The organism is Streptomyces sp. NPDC008137, assembly GCF_042957035.1.
In the GTDB taxonomy this organism is placed as follows: Bacteria; Actinomycetota; Actinomycetes; order Streptomycetales; family Streptomycetaceae; genus Streptomyces.
The window spans coordinates 144,386-160,623 of sequence record NZ_JBIBHN010000011.1 but is presented as its reverse complement, the minus strand read 5'-3'; the positions used below and the strand labels follow the sequence as shown (position 1 = coordinate 160,623).

The following is a 16,238-nucleotide window of genomic DNA, read 5'->3' as shown; positions in this document are numbered from 1 at the left end:
AACGCCCTTACGGCCGTGGGCATTCCCGGAGGAGGGGAACATTGATCTTGGCAGCCGGGTCGACGCCCTTCCTGAGGGGCGCGGGGAACCGCGCGACAAGCCCCCACCGGCCCGCACCCGAAGGACGACCCGGAAACCAGGACGACCCGGAAACGCTGAGGGGCCGCACCTCGGAAGGTACGGCCCCTCAGTCAGGAGCTACAGCTCAGTGGGCGTTCAGCTCTGCCCACCGGCCAGCTTCTCGCGCAGCGCGGCCAGCGCCTCGTCCGAGGCCAGCGCACCGGAGTTGTCCGGGCCCTCGGAGGAGTACGAACCGCCACCGCTCGCGGCCGGAGCCGCACTCGCGGTGTCGCCGCCCTCGGCCGCGGCAGCGGCGTCGGCCTCGCGGGACTTGATGACCTGGGCCTGGTGCTGCTCGAAGCGCTGCTGCGCCTCGGCGTACTGGCCCTCCCAAGCCTCGCGCTGGGCCTCGTAGCCCTCGAGCCAGTCGTTGGTCTCGGGGTCGAAGCCCTCGGGGTAGATGTAGTTGCCCTGGTCGTCGTAGGACGCGGCCATGCCGTACAGGGTCGGGTCGAACTCGACCGTGGCCGGGTCGGCACCGAAGGCCTCGTTGGCCTGCTTCAGCGAGAGGCTGATGCGACGACGCTCGAGGTCGATGTCGATGACCTTGACGAAGATCTCGTCGTTGACCTGGACGACCTGCTCCGGGATCTCCACGTGGCGCTCGGCCAGCTCGGAGATGTGGACCAGACCCTCGATGCCCTCGTCCACGCGGACGAACGCACCGAACGGAACCAGCTTCGTGACCTTGCCGGGCACGACCTGGCCGATCTGGTGGGTGCGGGCGAACTGCTGCCACGGGTCTTCCTGCGTCGCCTTCAGCGACAGGGAGACACGCTCGCGGTCCATGTCGACGTCGAGGACCTCGACGGTGACCTCCTGGCCGACCTCGACAACCTCGGAGGGGTGGTCGATGTGCTTCCAGGACAGCTCGGAGACGTGGACCAGACCGTCGACGCCACCCAGGTCCACGAAGGCACCGAAGTTGACGATCGAGGAGACGACGCCGGAACGGACCTGACCCTTCTGGAGAGTCGTGAGGAACGTCTGGCGGACCTCGGACTGGGTCTGCTCCAGCCAGGCACGGCGGGACAGGACCACGTTGTTGCGGTTCTTGTCCAGCTCGATGATCTTCGCCTCGAGCTCCTTGCCCACGTAGGGCTGGAGGTCGCGGACGCGGCGCATCTCCACGAGGGAGGCCGGCAGGAAGCCACGGAGGCCGATGTCGAGGATGAGACCACCCTTGACGACCTCGATGACGGTACCGGTGACGATGCCGTCCTCTTCCTTGATCTTCTCGATGGTGCCCCAGGCACGCTCGTACTGGGCGCGCTTCTTCGAGAGGATCAGGCGGCCTTCCTTGTCCTCCTTCTGGAGAACAAGGGCTTCGATCTCGTCACCGACGGCGACGACCTCGTTGGGGTCGACGTCGTGCTTGATCGAGAGCTCGCGGCTCGGGATGACACCTTCGGTCTTGTAACCGATGTCGAGCAGGACCTCGTCCCGGTCGACCTTCACGATGACGCCGTCGACGATGTCGCCGTCGTTGAAGTACTTGATCGTCTCGTCGATCGCGGCGAGGAAGGCTTCCTCGTTACCGATGTCGTTGACCGCAACCTGCGGGGTCGTTGCGGTGGTCTCGGTGCTGCTCGTCATGTGGGAAAGGGCTCCGGTACGGACATTGAAGTCGTAGGTACTGCTACGCCGGAGCCCGTTTCGCTCTGCAGAAGCCGGACAGCCTAGGAAGCGCCACACGAACAACTGGTGGCGCCTCGACAACCGAGGGGACATACATACAGATGCGAGCGCAGCCTGCTACGTCTGAGGTGCGCAGGCCCGCAGCGCAACTTGTAGCATACGGGGGCAGCCGGGCAGGGTCAATGCGCGAAGCCGCCCACCGGGGGCAGATCGCCGCATAACCGGCACAAGTCCTGTCATCCGAGGCCACGCGCGCCGTGCGGCGCCCTTCGCGACGCCTTGCACGCCACCACCGGAACAGGCTGGACGGAAGAGTATGACGAGGGAGCCGATCATCCAAGAGTTCGAAGCGTCCGAACCCGAGGCGACCCGGCGTGCCGCCGGGGTCACGGAGAGCTCCCGCGCCAATCGTGGCTGGTGGGACCGGAACGCGGACGAGTACCAGGTCGAGCACGGCACGTTCCTCGGCGACGACCGTTTCGTGTGGGGGCCCGAGGGCCTCGACGAGGTGGAGGCCGAGCTGCTCGGCCCGCCGGAGGAGCTCAAGGGCAAGGACGTCCTGGAGATCGGCGCGGGCGCGGCCCAGTGCTCGCGCTGGCTGGCCGGCCAGGGTGCCCGGCCCGTCGCCCTGGACATCTCGCACCGGCAGCTGCAGCACGCGCTGCGCATCGGCGGACCGTTCCCACTGGTGTGCGCCGACGCCGGTGCGCTGCCGTTCGCGGACGGCTCGTTCGACCTCGTCTGCTCGGCGTACGGGGCGCTGCCCTTCGTAGCGGACCCGCGCCTGGTCCTGCGGGAGGTGCGCCGGGTGCTGCGGCCCGGGGGCCGGCTCGTCTTCTCGGTGACGCATCCGATCCGCTGGGCCTTCCCGGACGAGCCGGGTCCGGAGGGGCTGTCGGTGTCGGGTTCGTACTTCGACCGCACGCCCTATGTGGAACAGGACGAGGAGGGCCGCGCGGTGTACGTCGAGCACCACCGGACCCTCGGCGACCGGGTCCGGGACGTCGTGGCGTCGGGCTTGCGCCTGGTGGACCTGGTGGAGCCGGAGTGGCCGGCCTGGAACACCTCCGAGTGGGGCGGCTGGTCGCCCCTGCGCGGGAACCTGATTCCCGGGACGGCCGTCTTCGTCTGCGAGCGAAGCGAGATGGGGGCACCCCCGGCCGGAGGCTGGGGGAGGGACTGAGCGCGTGATCCGCTACGACGCCCTGGACGCCCTGCCCGTACGTGGTGCCCTGCCCGCCCTGGACGAGGCTCTGGAGGGGCACGGGACCGCCGTCCTCGTGGCGCCGCCCGGCACCGGCAAGACGACCCTGGTGCCGCTGGCCCTCGCGGGGCTGCTCGGTGAGGACCCCGAGCGGCGGGTGGTCGTGGCCGAGCCGCGGCGGATCGCGGCCCGGGCGGCGGCGCGGCGGATGGCCTGGCTGCTGGGCGAGAAGCCCGGCGGGAGCGTCGGCTACACCGTGCGCGGGGAGCGGGTCGTCGGGCGGCACACGCGCGTGGAGGTCGTCACGACCGGTGTGCTGGTGCAGCGGTTGCAGCGGGACCAGGAGCTGACCGGTGTCGACGTGGTGGTGTTGGACGAGTGCCACGAGCGTCATCTGGACGCGGACACGGCGGCGGCGTTCCTGTGGGACGTGCGGCAGACCCTGCGGCCCGAACTGCGGCTGGTGGCCGCTTCGGCGACGACCGACGCGCGGGGTTGGGCGGAGTTGCTGGGCGGGGCGCCCGTGGTGGAGGCCCGGGGCGCGGCGTATCCGGTGGAGGTGGTGTGGGCGCCTCCGGCGCGGCCCGTACGTCCGCCGCACGGGATGCGTGTCGATCCGGCGCTGCTGACGCATGTGGCGTCGGTGGTGCGGCGGGCGCTGGCCGAGCGGGACGGGGACGTGCTGTGTTTTCTGCCGGGCGTGGGCGAGATCGCCCGGGTCGCCGGGCAGCTGGGGGATCTCGCGGGCTCCGGGGACGTCGATGTGACGCAGGTGCACGGGCGGGCGCCGGCCGCCGTGCAGGACGCGGTGCTCGCCCCCGGTGACCGGCGGCGGGTGGTGCTGGCCACGTCCGTGGCGGAGTCCTCGTTGACGGTGCCGGGTGTGCGGGTCGTCGTGGACTCGGGGCTGGCGCGCGAGCCGCGGGTCGACCACGCGCGCGGGCTGAGCGCGCTGACGACGGTACGGGCGTCACAGGCGGCCGGGCGGCAGCGGGCGGGGCGGGCCGGGCGTGAGGCGCCGGGGGTGGTGTACCGCTGCTGGACGGAGGCCGAGGACGCGCGGCTGCCGCGTTTTCCCTCGCCGGAGATCAAGGTGGCCGACCTGACGGCGTTCGCGCTGCAGGTGGCGTGCTGGGGGGATCCTGAGGCGTCGGGGCTGGCGTTGCTGGACGCGCCGCCCTCCGGGGGTATGGCGGCGGCTCGGGATGTGCTGGGCGTTGTCGGGGCGGTCGACTCCGTCGGGCGGGCGACTGAGCGGGGAGTCGCCCTGTCGCGGCTGGGGCTGCATCCGCGGCTGGGGCGTGCGTTGCTCGACTCCGTGCCGTTCGTGGGGGTCGATCGGGCTTCGGAGGTGGTCGCCCTGCTGAGTGAGGAGGCGCCGCGGGAGTACGGCGATGATCTGGCGGGTGCGCTGCGTCGGGCTCGGCGTGGGGGTGACGCCCATGCCTCGCGGTGGCGTGGCGAAGTTCGGCGGCTGCGGGCCGTAGTCACCGGTGTTTCCCACACACCCACCCGTAACTGCCCTCCCATGGCGGAAGCCGAGGTTCAGGCGTGGGCGGATGCCTCGGAGGACCGGCAGGTCGGGCTCGTCGCCGCGCTCGCCTTTCCCGAGCGCGTCGCCAGGGCCGACAGCGGGTCGTGCCTCATGGTGTCCGGGACCCGGGCCGAGATGAGCGAGGGCAGCGCGCTGCGCGGGGCGGACTGGGTCGCCGTCGCCGTGGCGGACCGGCCCGTCGGCAAGGGGCACGCGCGCGTGCGGTCGGGGGCGGTGGTCGACGAGGGGATCGCCCGGCTCGCGGCGGGGGCGCTGCTGGACGAGCGGGACGAGGTGCGCTGGGACGGCGGGGACGTGGTGGCGCGGCGGGTGGAGCGGCTGGGTGCCGTTGAGTTGGCGGTGCGGTCGCTGAAGGACGCCGATCCCGGGCTCGTACGGGGCGCGCTGCTGGACGGGCTGCGACGGGAGGGGCTCGGGCTGCTGCGGTGGTCGGCGGATGCCGAGGTCCTTCGGGAGCGGCTCGCCTTTCTGCGGCTGCACCTCGGTGAGCCCTGGCCCGATGTCGGCGACGACGCGCTCCACGCGCGCGTGGCGGAGTGGCTGGAGCCCGAGCTGAGCCGGGCACGGCGGCGGGCCGATCTGGGACGGATCGACGCCGGTCAGGCGCTCGCCCGGCTGCTGCCCTGGGCCTCCGGGGAGGCCGGGCGGCTCGACGAGCTCGCCCCGGAGCGGGTGGCCGTGCCGAGCGGGTCGAGGATCCGCGTCGACTACTCCCGGCCCGAGCAGCCCGTCCTCGCGGTGAAGTTGCAGGAGATGTTCGGGCTGCGGGAGTCGCCCCGGGTCGCCGGGGTGCCGCTGCTCGTGCATCTGCTGTCCCCGGCGGGACGGCCGGCCGCCGTCACCGCCGACCTCGCCTCGTTCTGGCGGGACGGCTACAAGAGCGTACGGGCGGAGCTGCGCGGGCGGTATCCGAAGCATCCGTGGCCCGAGGACCCGGCGGGTGCCGAGCCGACCCGGCACACCAACGCCCGGCTCAGGCGCTGACCTGCGACGGCTCCTCCGCCGCTTTCGGCGCCGGGCCGGAGGGGCGGCGGCCGCGGGCCTCCAGATACAGCGCCAGGGCCAGCAGGAGGACTCCGAGGGTGAGGAAGCCCCACGGCAGGTAGGACGTCATCAGCAGGATGAGCAGGCGCTGGGACTTCACCAGGTCGACCGTGTGCGCGATGTAGTCCTCGCGCATCTTCACGTGGCCGGCGAACGCGGTGACCTTGTCGCGGTCGCCGAGGAGGGCGCCGCCGCGCAGTTCCTCCTTGTGGATCTCCTCGCCGTAGACGGGGGCGCCGGTGAGGGGCTCGACCCAGAACTTGCGGACCGTGGTGTACCAGCGGGTCGTGCCGGTCTGGGCGACCGACTCGGGGGTGAGGCCCTTCACGGGCAGTGTCTTGGGGATCTTCACCTTGGTCCAGGGGATGGTCTGCTCGAAGTAGTAGACCTCCAGGCCGCGGAAGGTGCGGGTGTCCTGGTAGTGGATGGGGGCGGTGACGCGGGCCTGGGCGTCGAAGTACTGATAGGCCCGTTTCTCCGTGAGGAAGGGCCATTTGAACTCGATGCCCTCGCGGCGCACCGGGTCGCCGTCGACCGACTCGCCGGTGGCGTGGACGGGTTCCTGGGTGTGGGCGTCGAAGATGTAGCGCTCGGGGATCTTGGACACCATCTCGCCGTCGGGGCCGACGACGTAGGACAGGCCGTCCCAGACGACGACGTCCCGGCCCGCCGACTCCTCGATCCGCTCGGAGGCCTCCACGTTGCCCTTGAGGGTCTGCACGATGGTGACCTTGGGGACCTTCTTCGCCCGCATGGTGCCGTAGTCCAGGAGGGTGGCGTCGCGGGCCTCCAGGACCATGTCCTGGTACTGGTTCGCGGGGACCTTGGCCAGGCGCGGGAAGGCGTACCAGCGCAGCAGCGGGGACAGTGCCGTGCAGAACACGGCGAGGGCGAGCAGGATCAGAGCGGCCTTGCGACGCATCTCGGCCTCCGTCCCGGGCGGGCGGTCAGGGGTGTGCGGGCACCGTCGTCAGCAGCGGCTTCGGGGACGTCCCGCCCGAGGGAGAGCCGAGGGCGGTCAGTGTCAGGACCACGGCGAACGCGACGGCGAGACCGGTGGCGACGGCGACGAGGGTGCGCATACGGAGAGCCTCCCCACGGTTGAGCTGATACACCGTCAGGTTTGTCCGCACCGTAGCAACGCGCGGCGGAGATGAGAACACGTTGCACACACAACGACGCCCCTCCTGTAAGAGGGGCGTCGTCCGTACTACCTGAGAACTACGCGCCGGGGCTCGTGGACGGGCTCGGCGAGGACGTCTCGGCCGCCGCCACGGTCAGTTCGACGGTGAGGGTCGCTCCGCCCGTGGTCGTGATGCGCAGCAGGAACGTGCCGGTGGTGTCGTCCGCGTACAACTTCGGCAGCTTCAGCAGGCCCTTCGCGTCCGTCTTCAGCGCCTTCAGGGTGCGGACGGCCTTGCCGTCGGCGTCCTTGAAGTAGGGGCCCTTGTCGGTGGCGGCCGGGTCGTCCGCCGACTTGACCAGCGTGGCGGTGGCCGCGACGCCGTCGGCGACGGCACCCTTGTACGTGGCCTTCACCTCGACCTGGTCGGCGAACTCGCCGCCCGGGGCGCAGGTCAGCGCGGCGTCACCGGTGCGGGCCAGGGCGTCGGCGGCGCGCTCGGTGACGGTGGCCGTGTAGTCGAGGCCGGCGACCGTGCGGCCCACGACGGTGGCGCGGACGGTGACCTCACCCGACTTCTCCCCCGCGTGGAGAGCGGGAGCGACGGCGACGCCGGAGCTGTTGGTGGCGACCGTGGCCACGTTCTCACCGCCGGTGAAGGTGGTGTCCGTGTCCCCGATGATCGTGAAGCGGACCCTGACCTTGGCGACGGCCTTGCCGGCCTTCGTCTCGGCGCGGGTGCTGATCCGCTTGGTGAACGCGTCGCCGGCCATGGCGGTGAGCTTCGCGGTTCCGGCGTCCTCCAGGTGGTCCACCGTGTCGGTGTTCGTGGGAGGCGTCGAGGGCGGCGGGGTCGGGGTGCTGCTGCCGGGGTCGGTGGGCGGCTTCGGGGTCGTCGGGCCGCCGCCGGGCTTCTCGGGCTTGGGGGGCTTGGGCTTCGAGCCGCCCGGAGCCGGCGTGGTCGGCGTGTTCGGTGTGGAGGGGGTGTTCGGCGTGGAGGGCGAGGGGCTCGCGCCGGCTCCGTCGTCGCTGCGGTTGCCGGGCAGTGTGCCGGTGCCGTCGGGGATCTCGTGCGTGCCCTTGCGGTAGTACTCCACCCAGCGCATGACCAGGTTCAGGTACTCCCGCGAGTTGTTGTAGCTGAGGATCGCGCGGTCGAGGTCGTCCTGGTCGGACAGGTCCCAGTCGAAGCGGCACAGGTAGTGCCCCGCGGCGAGCGCCGCGTCGTAGATGTTGTTGGGGTCCTTCTTGCCGTCGGCGTTGCCGTCGCGGCCGGCCCACTTCCAGGTGGACGGGATGAACTGCATGGGGCCGACGGCCTGGTCGTAGGAGCTGTTGCCGTCGTAGGCGCCGTCGTCGGTGTCCCGGATGAGGGCGAAGCCGTTGCCGTCGAGCTGCGGGCCGAGGATGGGCGAGATCGTCGTGCCGTCGGCGGCGACGCGGCCGCCGCGGGCCTGGCCCGACTCCACCTTGCCGATGGCGGCGAGGAGTTGCCAGGGCAGGTTGCAGCCCGGCTTGGCCTCGTTCAGGGCGGTCTCGGCCTTCTTGTAGGCGTCGAGGACGGTCGCGGGGATGCCGGCCTCGCTGGTGCCGGGGGCAGCGGGGCCGGTGCCGGTGCTCGGGGACGGGTTCGGGCTCTTGAGCGGCGGCAGGTCCGTGTAGTACGGCGAGTTGCCGGTGGCGCTGCCGTCGGAGGCACTCGCGTCGGGTGAGGGCGTGGCGTCCGCCGCGGTCTGTCTGCCGTGGTCGTTCACGCCCGGAGCCTGGGAGGCGGACAGTGCCGCGACCGCTACCGCGGCCACGGCGGTGGTTGCCGCCCCCTTGCGCAGCCTCCTGCCGAATTGCGCCGCCATAGAGTGAACCCCTCCCGTGGACGCCGCAGCGCCCGTCTCTGTCTGTCGCGCACTTCTGTTGCGTTCGCGCTCTTCTGTTGCGTTCGCGCTCTTCTGTTGCGTTCGCACTGTTGTGACGATCGACCGGCCCGTGTGGTTGCCCTCGAGGGGCCTGTCTGTCGCCCCCGGCACGGTGACCCTGGCGACCCTACGGCAACTTCCTTTGCTCGGGCACCCGTTCGTGCCCGGTTTTCACCGGTTGGTCATGTGGCGAGCAGGGCGGGCGTCCGGTGTTCGGCTTCCCGCATACTGGGCCGTCCGATCCTCCCGCAACGACCGTCACCTGGAGCAGAGTTGCCGTTCACGCTGAGCCACGCGGCAGCCGTACTGCCCGCCGTACGCACCGACGGGACCGGCCGGGGCCCGCTGGTGCCCGCCGTCCTCGTGGCGGGTTCCCTCGCGCCCGACATGACCTACTACGCGGCGAGTGCGCTGTCCGGGGCGATGGAGTTCGGTGACGTCACGCACGCGTTCTGGGGGGTGTTCACGGTCGATGTGCTCATCGCCTGGGCGCTGGTGGGGCTGTGGCTGCTGATGCGCGAGCCGCTGGTGGCGCTGCTGCCACGGGCTCGGCAGGGGCGGGTGGCGGCCCTGGTGCGATGCGGGACGCCACGCGCGCGCGTGACGCCCTCCCTGGTGGTGCGGTGGTACGTGTCTGCCGCACTCGGCGCGCTGACGCACGTCGTGTGGGACGCGTTCACCCATCTCGACCGGTGGGGCATGCGGCTGCTTCCGGTGCTGGGCCGTGAGGTGGCGGGCTCGCCGCTGTACTGGTACCTGCAGTACGGCGGTTCGGTGGTGGCCGCTGTGGTGATCGCCGTGTTCGTGGTGCGCGCGCTGCGGCGGATGCCCGTGCGCGAACCGGTGGGGGTCCCGGTGCTGGCGGCACGGGACCGCTGGGCGGCAGGTGCCGCGATCGGCGGTTTCGCGCTGGCGGGGGCGGTGCAGCGGGCGGCGCGATGGTGGGCCTACTGGGGGTCGGCCGCCAAGCCGTGGGAGATCATTCCGACGGTGTGCTTCGGCGCGGGGGCGGGACTCGTCCCTTCGCTGCTGCTGTACGCCGTGGTGGTCAGGGCGCGGCGCCCGGTTCCGGCCCCCGGCGGTCCTGACCGTGCCGGCGATACGGAGCCGAGCCGTCCGGCCGCTCGCTGAGGGGCTCGGCGGTCGCGATGTACACCGTGATGGTGGTGTGCGCGGGGCGTGGCCGCGGGAGCAGGGTGAGGACGAGGGTCAGGTAGCCGCGCGCCCGGTCGGACCAGGCCCGGCGGGGTGCGCCTCCGCCGGTTTCGCCGGGTGTCTCCGCAGGGCTGCCGGGCAGGTCGCCGGTCTGCGGGAGCGTGGGAGGCAGGCCGGCGGAGTCGGTGGGCCGGCGTCCGAAGGGCAGGCGGTCACGGAGATCCGCCGTCGTCCGGCGCAGGGCCGTGGCTACGGTCGCGGGGACGCGGAGCGTGCTTGCGTCGGCCGCGTACACCCGGACCGGCGGAAGTGCCACGCCTGGTGCCGTGCGGCCGAGGAGCGTGCGTATACCCATGCCCGCATCCTTGCGACGGTCGCGGGCGGAGGCGTCTTCTCGGGGGCCACGCGAGTGATGGTTTCGGTGCGGGTGGGCCCGGGGCGGGCCGGGCTCGGCCGGGGCGGGTGCCCGGATGGGACCGGGCCGGGAGGGCACCGGGCCGGGATGGCACCGGGCCGGGATGGCACCGGGCCGGGATGGGACCCGGCCGGTGGGGGACGGGCAAAAGCCGGTACCTCGGCGGAGGCGGGACGGAGCTGTGGCGGCTTTCTCCGGCCGCCCGACGAGCCCCGGCCCCGAGGCACCACCCCGCCCCTGCTCCCTGCCAGCCCGGCCTTGAACAGCCCAGCCCGGCCCAAGCCGCGCGGCGCCTAGTGCGCCGCCGACTCCCAGTCCGCCCCGGCGCCCACCGAGACGCCCAGCGGGACACGGAGGTGCACCGCGTCCGCCATCTCGCGTCGGACGAGTTCCTCGGCGGCCGCGCGCTCGCCCGGGGCGATCTCCAGCACGACTTCGTCGTGCACCTGGAGCAGCATCCGGGACTCCAGTCCGGCCTCCTTCAGCGCGCCGCCCACCTTGAGCATGGCGATCTTCACGATGTCGGCCGCCGTGCCCTGGATGGGCGCGTTGAGGGCCATCCGCTCCGCCGCCTCACGGCGCTGGCGGTTGTCGCTGTTGAGGTCGGGGAGGTAGCGGCGGCGTCCGAAGAGCGTCGCCGTGTAGCCCGTCGCCCGGGCCTCGTCGACCGCGCGGCGCAGATAGTCCCGTACGCCGCCGAACCGCTCGAAGTACGCGTCCATCAGGGCGCGGGCCTCCGCCGCCTCGATGTTCAGCTGCTGGGAGAGGCCGAAGGCGGACAGCCCGTAGGCCAGGCCGTACGACATGGCCTTGATCTTGCGGCGCATCTCGGCGTCCACGGCGGTCGGCTCGACGGCAAAGACCTGCGAGGCGGCCGTGGTGTGCAGGTCCTCGCCCGAGGTGAAGGCCTCGATCAGGCCCTCGTCCTCGGAGAGGTGAGCCATCACGCGCAGCTCGATCTGGCTGTAGTCGGCCGTCATCAGGGACTCGAAGCCCTCGCCGACGACGAAACCGCGGCGGATGGCGCGGCCCTCGTCGGTGCGGACCGGGATGTTCTGCAGGTTCGGGTCCGTCGAGGACAGCCGGCCGGTGGCGGCGACCGTCTGGTTGAAAGTGGTGTGGATCCGGCCGTCCGCGGCGATCGTCTTGATCAGGCCCTCGACTGTGACGCGGAGCTTGGCCTGCTCGCGGTGGCGGAGCATGATCACCGGCAGCTCGTTGTCCGTCTGGCCGGCGAGCCAGGCCAGGGCGTCGGCATCCGTGGTGTAGCCGGTCTTCGTCCGCTTGGTCTTGGGCAGGGCCAGCTCGCCGAAGAGGACTTCCTGGAGCTGCTTGGGCGAGCCGAGGTTGAACTCGTGCCCGGCCGCCGCGTGGGCCTCCTTCACCGCCTGCTGGACGGCGCCGGCGAACATCTGCTCCATGGCTTCCAGGTGGGCCCGGTCGGCCGCGATGCCGTGCCGCTCCATGCGGGCGAGCAGCGCGGACGTGGGCAGCTCCATGTCGCGCAGGAGTTCGGCGGCGCCGACCTCCTCCAGGCGGCCCTCGAAGGCCTGGCCCAGGTCGAGGACGGCGCGGGCCTGGATCATCAGGGCCTCGGCCTCGGCACCCTCGTCCGCGCCGAAGGCGAGCTGGCCGTCGGCAGCGGCGGCGGGGGTCAGCTCGCGGTGCAGGTACTCCAGGGACAGCGCGTCCAGGTCGAAGGAGCGGCGGCCCGGCTTGACCAGGTAGGCGGCGAGCGCGGTGTCCATGGTGACGCCCTCGACGCTCCAGCCGTGCTCGGCGAAGACCCGCATGGCGCTCTTGGCGTTGTGGAAGGTCTTGGGCCGGCCGGCGTCGGCGAGCCAGGACGCGAAGGCCGTCTCGTCGGCCTCGTCCAGCTGGGAGGGGTCGAACCAGGCGGCCGGTCCGCCGGGCGCGGCGAGCGCGATCTCGGCGACGGAGCCGGTGCCGAGCGCCCAGGTGTCGACCGTGGCGATACCGAGGGGCCCTGTGCCGTGCTCGGTGAGCCAGCCGGTCAGCTCGCCGGTGCCGAGCACCGTGCCGTCCAGCTGCACGCCCTCCGTGCTGACCGGGGTCGTCTCGGCCTCCTCGGCGCCGGGGTCGACGGCGAAGAGCCGCTCGCGCAGGGAGGGGTTGCGGATCTCCAGGGTGTCCAGGACCACCGCGACGGCCTTGCGGTCGTAGGCGGTCCGCTCCAGGTCGGCGACACCCTTGGGGAGCTCCACCTGCCGCTCCAGCTCGGTGAGCCGGCGGTTGAGCTTGACCGCTTCGAGGTGGTCGCGGAGGTTCTGGCCGGCCTTGCCCTTGACCTCCTCGACGCGCTCGACGAGGTCGGCGAAGGAGCCGAACTGGTTGATCCACTTCGCGGCGGTCTTCTCGCCGACGCCGGGGATTCCGGGGAGGTTGTCGGAGGGGTCGCCGCGCAGGGCGGCGAAGTCGGGGTACTGCGCGGGCGTCAACCCGTACTTCTCGAACACCTTCTCCGGCGTGAAGCGGGTCAGCTCCGAGACGCCCTTGGTCGGATACAGCACGGTGGTGTGCTCGCTGACCAGCTGGAAGGAGTCACGGTCGCCCGTGACGATCAGCACCTCGAAGCCCTCGGCCTCGGCCTGGGTGGCGAGGGTGGCGATGACGTCGTCCGCCTCGAAGCCGTCCACCGCGAAGCGGGCGGCGCCCATCGCGTCGAGGAGCTCGCCGATCAGCTCCACCTGGCCCTTGAACTCGTCCGGGGTCTTGGAGCGGTTCGCCTTGTACTCCGTGAACTCCTGGGACCGCCAGGTCTTGCGGGAGACGTCGAAGGCGACCGCGAAGTGCGTGGGCTCCTCGTCGCGCAGCGTGTTGGCCAGCATCGACGCGAAGCCGTAGATCGCGTTCGTCGGCTGGCCCGTCGCGGTGGTGAAGTTCTCCGCGGGCAGCGCGAAGAACGCGCGGTAGGCCAGCGAGTGCCCGTCCATGAGCATCAGTCGCGGGCGGCTGCCGCCGGAGGTCTTGTCGGTCGTCTTCGATGCTGTCTCTGCCACGCCCCCGATCCTGCCACGCCCCACTGACACTCGGCCCCGCCCCCGACCGCGCGGGCTCCGGGGCGGGGCGTCGGCCCGAGCCCGCCCTCACCCGATGTCACCACCGCGTGGGAGGATCGGAGAGGTAGCTCACAGCGCAGTGGAAGGGGAGCGCGCGATGGCCACGAAGCCGCCCAAGAGTGATCCGGTTCAGGACGCGCCGCAGGTCGCCGGGCCGAAGCACGCCGCAGCGGGCCTCCCCGCGATCGGGCACACCCTGCGCATGGCCCATCAGCAGATGGGCGTGAAGCGCACCGCGCTGACGCTGCTGAGCGTGAACCAGAGGGAGGGCTTCGACTGCCCGGGCTGCGCCTGGCCCGAGCCGGAGCACCGGCACAAGGCGGAGTTCTGCGAGAACGGCGCGAAGGCGGTCGCCGAGGAGGCCACGCTGCGCCGGGTCACGCCCGAGTTCTTCGCCGCGCACCCGGTCTCCGATCTCGCCGGCCGCAGCGGCTACTGGCTGGGACAGCAGGGGCGCCTCACCCACCCCATGTACCTCCCGGAAGGGGGCACGCACTACGAGCCGGTCACCTGGGAGCGTGCCTTCGGCATCATCGCCGAGGAGGTCGCCGCCCTCGCCTCCCCGGACGAGGCCGTCTTCTACACCTCCGGGCGCACCAGCAACGAGGCCGCGTTCCTGTACCAGCTGTTCGCCCGCGAGCTCGGCACGAACAACCTGCCCGACTGCTCGAACATGTGCCACGAGTCGTCCGGCTCGGCCCTGTCGGAAACGATCGGCATCGGCAAGGGCAGCGTCCTGCTGGAGGACCTGTACAAGGCCGACCTGATCATCGTCGCCGGCCAGAACCCGGGGACGAACCACCCGCGCATGCTGTCCGCGCTGGAGAAGGCCAAGACCGACGGCGCGAAGATCATCAGCGTCAACCCGCTGCCCGAGGCGGGCCTGGAACGCTTCAAGAACCCGCAGACCGCGCAGGGCATGCTCAAGGGCGCCTCCCTCACCGACCTGTTCCTCCAGATCCGCATCGGCGGAGACCAGGCCCTCTTCCGCCTCCTCAACAAGCTGATCCTCGAAAGGGAGGGCGCGGTCGACGAGGCGTTCGTCCGGGAGCACACGCACGGCTACGAGGAGTTCGCCGAGGCCGCCCGCGCCGCCGACTGGGACGAGACGCTCGCGGCCACCGGGCTGACCCGGAAGGAGATCGAGGACGCCCTGCGCATGATCCTCGCCTCCGAACGCACCATCGTGTGCTGGGCGATGGGCCTCACGCAGCACAAGCACTCGGTCCCCACGATCAGGGAAGTCGTCAACTTCCTCCTCCTGCGCGGCAACATCGGCCGCCCGGGCGCCGGCGTCTGCCCGGTGCGCGGCCATTCGAACGTGCAGGGCGACCGCACGATGGGCATCTTCGAGCGCCCCGCCCCGGCGTTCCTGGACGCCCTGGAGAAGGAGTTCGGCTTCGCCCCGCCGCGCGAGCACGGCTACGACGTCGTACGGGCCATCCGCGCCCTGCGCGACGGCGAGGCGAAGGTCTTCTTCGCCATGGGCGGCAACTTCGTCTCGGCGTCCCCCGACACGGAGGTCACCGAGGCGGCGATGCGGCGGGCCCGGCTGACCGTGCACGTGTCGACGAAGCTGAACCGCTCGCACGTCATCACGGGCGCGCGCGCCCTGATCCTCCCGACGCTCGGCCGTACCGAACGCGATCTCCAGGGCAGCGGCGAGCAGTTCGTGACGGTCGAGGACTCGATGGGCATGGTGCACGCCTCCCGGGGCCGGCTGGAGCCCGCGAGCACGCACCTGCTGTCCGAGCCGGCCATCGTCTGCCGCCTGGCCCGCGGTGTGCTGGGCGAGAACAGCTCCACGCCGTGGGAGGAGTTCGAGAAGGACTACGCGACGATCCGGGACCGGATCGCCCGCGTGATCCCCGGCTTCGAGGACTTCAACGCGCGCGTGACGGGACCCGCCGGCGGCTTCGCCCTCCCCCATGCCCCGCGGGACGAGCGCCGCTTCAACACCGCCACCGGCAAGGCCAACTTCACCGCCGCGCCCGTGGAGTTCCCGGAGCTGCCCGAGGGCCGCCTGCTGCTCCAGACGCTGCGCTCGCACGACCAGTACAACACCACGATCTACGGCCTCGACGACCGCTACCGGGGCATCAAGAACGGCCGCCGGGTGGTGCTGGTCAACCCCGAGGACGCGCGGACGCTGCAGCTGGCGGACGGCTCCTACGTCGACCTGGTCAGCGAGTGGAAGGACGGCGTGGAGCGCCGGGCGCCGGGCTTCCGGGTCGTGCACTATCCGACGGCCCGGGGCTGTGCCGCCGCGTACTACCCGGAGACCAACGTACTGGTGCCGCTGGACGCCACGGCGGACACCAGCAACACCCCGGCCAGCAAGTCCGTCGTGGTGCGTCTGGAACAATCGGCCACCGACTGAGCGTTTGCTCAGTCACAGAGGTAGCCGTAGTGACCAGGACGAACGGAGCCCGGCCCCATGGGTGAGCAGCAGCATGTGAAGTTCCCGCAAGAGGTCATCGACGAGTACGCCGCGCTCGGCGTGGACCTCCTGGCCCTGTTCTCCGCGGGCCACCTCGGGACCCGGATGGGCGTCCAGATCCTCGAGGCGTCGGCGGACCGGGTCGTCGGGACGATGCCGGTGGAGGGCAACACCCAGCCCTACGGACTGCTGCACGGCGGGGCCTCCGCGGTGCTGGCCGAGACGCTCGGCTCGGTCGGGTCCATGCTGCACGGCGGCAGCTCCAAGATCGCCGTGGGCGTCGACCTGAACTGCACCCACCACCGCGGGGCCCGCTCCGGCCTCGTCACCGGCGTGGCCACACCCGTGCACCGGGGACGCTCGACCGCCACCTACGAAATCATCATCACGGACGAAAACGACAAAAGGGTGTGTACCGCCCGACTCACCTGCATGCTGCGCGACGTGAACCCGGGCGACGAGGAACTGATCCGCGCCGCGCGCTGATCCGGCCGCCCTACACATTCCGGCTCGACGCCGCCGCGAGGGAACACCCGAGCGGCGGCGTCCGC

11 protein-coding genes are annotated in these 16,238 nt (G+C 71.7%); 5 read left to right on the top strand and 6 right to left on the bottom strand.

Features of this window, described 5'->3' with window-relative positions:
- Positions 1–216: 216 nt before the first annotated feature.
- Positions 217–1,716: a 30S ribosomal protein S1 gene (gene rpsA, locus ACFZBT_RS20155; RefSeq protein WP_391105221.1), complete on the bottom strand. Its 1,500-nt coding sequence runs from the start codon at positions 1,714–1,716 to the stop codon at positions 217–219.
- A 358-nt stretch (positions 1,717–2,074) separates the two neighbouring features.
- Between rpsA and ACFZBT_RS20150 the strand changes: the two genes are divergently transcribed.
- On the top strand, positions 2,075–2,941 hold the full coding sequence (locus tag ACFZBT_RS20150) for a methyltransferase domain-containing protein (protein WP_391105219.1): 867 nt from the start codon (positions 2,075–2,077) through the stop codon (positions 2,939–2,941).
- A 4-nt stretch (positions 2,942–2,945) separates the two neighbouring features.
- Entirely contained in the window at positions 2,946–5,501 is a 2,556-nt protein-coding gene (gene hrpB, locus ACFZBT_RS20145) for an ATP-dependent helicase HrpB (protein ID WP_391105217.1), read from the top strand.
- On the opposite strand, the gene ACFZBT_RS20140 is transcribed toward hrpB, so the two are convergent.
- The 3 genes from ACFZBT_RS20140 to ACFZBT_RS20130 form a co-directional block, all read right to left on the bottom strand.
- Positions 5,491–6,483: a porin PorA family protein gene (locus ACFZBT_RS20140; RefSeq protein WP_391105215.1), complete on the bottom strand. Its 993-nt coding sequence runs from the start codon at positions 6,481–6,483 to the stop codon at positions 5,491–5,493. The two genes, hrpB and ACFZBT_RS20140, sit on opposite strands and share 11 nt — an antisense overlap.
- 25 nt (positions 6,484–6,508) lie before the next feature.
- Entirely contained in the window at positions 6,509–6,643 is a 135-nt protein-coding gene (locus tag ACFZBT_RS20135) for an SPW_0924 family protein (RefSeq protein WP_391105213.1), read from the bottom strand.
- A 139-nt stretch (positions 6,644–6,782) separates the two neighbouring features.
- Complete coding sequence (locus tag ACFZBT_RS20130) at positions 6,783–8,537, bottom strand: lytic murein transglycosylase (protein ID WP_391105211.1); 1,755 nt, start codon at positions 8,535–8,537, stop codon at positions 6,783–6,785.
- Positions 8,538–8,870: 333 nt separating this feature from the next.
- Here ACFZBT_RS20130 and ACFZBT_RS20125 point away from each other — a divergent pair, with 333 nt between their 5' ends.
- The gene (locus tag ACFZBT_RS20125; RefSeq protein WP_391105209.1) at positions 8,871–9,728 is read left to right on the top strand and encodes a DUF4184 family protein; all 858 of its coding nucleotides are present in this window, start codon (positions 8,871–8,873) and stop codon (positions 9,726–9,728) included.
- Here ACFZBT_RS20125 and ACFZBT_RS20120 read toward each other — a convergent pair.
- Together ACFZBT_RS20120 and polA are read right to left on the bottom strand one after the other, a co-directional pair.
- Complete coding sequence (locus ACFZBT_RS20120; RefSeq protein WP_391105207.1) at positions 9,646–10,107, bottom strand: hypothetical protein; 462 nt, start codon at positions 10,105–10,107, stop codon at positions 9,646–9,648. The two genes, ACFZBT_RS20125 and ACFZBT_RS20120, sit on opposite strands and share 83 nt — an antisense overlap.
- Before the next feature lie 353 nt (positions 10,108–10,460).
- Positions 10,461–13,187, bottom strand: coding sequence for a DNA polymerase I (gene polA / locus ACFZBT_RS20115; protein WP_391105205.1), 2,727 nt, complete (start codon positions 13,185–13,187; stop codon positions 10,461–10,463).
- 157 nt (positions 13,188–13,344) lie between these two features.
- Here polA and ACFZBT_RS20110 point away from each other — a divergent pair, with 157 nt between their 5' ends.
- Both ACFZBT_RS20110 and ACFZBT_RS20105 read left to right on the top strand, forming a co-directional pair.
- Entirely contained in the window at positions 13,345–15,627 is a 2,283-nt protein-coding gene (locus ACFZBT_RS20110; RefSeq protein ID WP_391105202.1) for an FdhF/YdeP family oxidoreductase, read from the top strand.
- A 57-nt stretch (positions 15,628–15,684) separates the two neighbouring features.
- A complete protein-coding gene (locus ACFZBT_RS20105; RefSeq protein WP_391105200.1) occupies positions 15,685–16,173 on the top strand; it encodes a hotdog fold thioesterase in 489 nt (162 codons plus the stop codon).
- Positions 16,174–16,238: the final 65 nt, after the last annotated feature.